This window comes from Pseudotamlana agarivorans (assembly GCF_001642835.1).
GTDB lineage: Bacteria > Bacteroidota > Bacteroidia > Flavobacteriales > Flavobacteriaceae > Pseudotamlana > Pseudotamlana agarivorans.
In genome coordinates this window covers 1-1,695 of the sequence record NZ_LXEI01000022.1, presented here as the reverse complement: position 1 = coordinate 1,695, position 1,695 = coordinate 1, and the positions used below count along the sequence as shown (strand labels likewise).

Genomic DNA, 1,695 nt, shown 5'->3' with positions numbered 1-1,695 from the left:
ATCTCCGTAAAGTAAATCGTTTTGCACTTTATCTTGCATCACATAAACCGTACAAATATCATAACTACGGAGTGTCGCTGGAATTCGGTGCATATTGGGTAATTTTAAAGTTGGTGCTTCTTCCATCAGTAAAAAAGACGATGCTTTACCTCTTAAGCTCATCTGTTTGATAATGGTATGCATTACCATGGCAATAACAGGTGAATACACCGAGTCGTATTTCGGGTTATTAACCAAGGATATCACCGCTGGGTTTTCAGGGTTGTTGATATCTAACGGAACCTCATCCTTAGAGAGCACATAAAACAGTTTTTGAGAACTTATCTTTTTGAAAGCGTTCGCCAAGGTACTTTTAACTCCTGCCGTTTGTTTCTCTGAATCTATGCCATTAATAAAAGCACTAGCCATACTTCTTGAAGTAAAATCTGATTTCAAAAAGGCTACCAATTTTTTAGTACTTAAAATTTGAAACAAGGCAATGACATGAGGTAGCGTACAAAATTCAGGATATGCTGTTTTCATTTTCCATATCATCCCACTCAATAAGCCTTCCACGGCATCTGAAAAAAATTTGCTGCCTCCCTTATTTTCAGAGAGGTTTTGTTCCATCAGGTTTTCCATTAGAACTCGTGACACGTCATTAACACTTTCCTCGTTAGGTAGATAATGCGGGGCGATAGGATTCACCCGATAATGGATTTGATCAAAGGCAATGGTATAAAATGTCATTTTCATGTCACTAAACAGCGGATAGGCAATTTCGGTAAGTTCAAAATCTTTATAATCATGAATCACCCCACAAAAGCCATTCTGACTAAAATGTTTCAGAAAATTATAGACCACACTTTCAGTTTTCCCACTTCCTGCCGATCCAATAACGGATGCTCCTCTTCGGATATTATCGATTTTAAACTTGCCGTTTTTCAATTTAAAACGCACTTTGTATTTTTTATGAACTGATCCATTATTTTCACCATAGAACCATCCATACAACAAAGCTCCAATGATTAAGGTTGGACAAACAACAAACAAAATGATATGCTCTAATTGCCAATTCATATACCTATAGATCCAGATTCGATTGCTTTACCTATACCTTTTTTCAAGGTGTTGATTGCTTTTAATGTGAGCTGAAACTTATTCGTAGGCATACTCAATAAAGTGGTATTCACGCCTGTTTTCTGCAATAAATTAAAGGCTATGGCTTTTTGGTTAGTGGGTAACCTTGTTATCGTTAAGAAATACAGCTTAGGATCTTTTAAATAGGTTTTTCGTGCTTTGTAGGATTCCACATAATTTCGCTTGTAACTGAACATCGTATCAAATGTTTTTTCGGCATTCGTATAAAATAAATCCCGATCAAAACCTCGTTTTACCAGCTTGCCGTTCATTTCTACTACAGTGGCTTTGTACTTGCTTCCTGGAGAAAGGCTATAACGGTTAGACGCATCCTTACGGCTCACAATAATATGGATATGACTTTGTGGTCCAGGTTTAGACATATCGCGAACGATACGTTTGCCATTGTTTTGATGGGGCGCTTCACGCTCCAAACGTTCTATTTCTTTTTTCATTTTATTGATATCCCCTTTGGTTTCTCCGTGTTGTATACTTCTAATTTTCTGGTTCAATTCTAGTATTTTAGTGGCATACGGTTGGTTTTCCTGTATTTGCTTATCTGAACCTTTAAAAGTA

The 1,695-nt window shown here is 36.9% G+C and carries 2 protein-coding genes; both read right to left on the bottom strand.

What is annotated here, in order from left to right:
* The coding region (locus A6I66_RS15290; RefSeq protein ID WP_067151399.1) for a type IV secretory system conjugative DNA transfer family protein at nt 1–1,059 on the bottom strand (1,059 nt) is incomplete at its 3' end.
* Nucleotides 1,056–1,695: DUF5712 family protein (locus A6I66_RS15285; RefSeq protein WP_245683467.1), on the bottom strand; the 640-nt coding region annotated here is incomplete at its 5' end. The genes A6I66_RS15285 and A6I66_RS15290, both read right to left, overlap by 4 nt.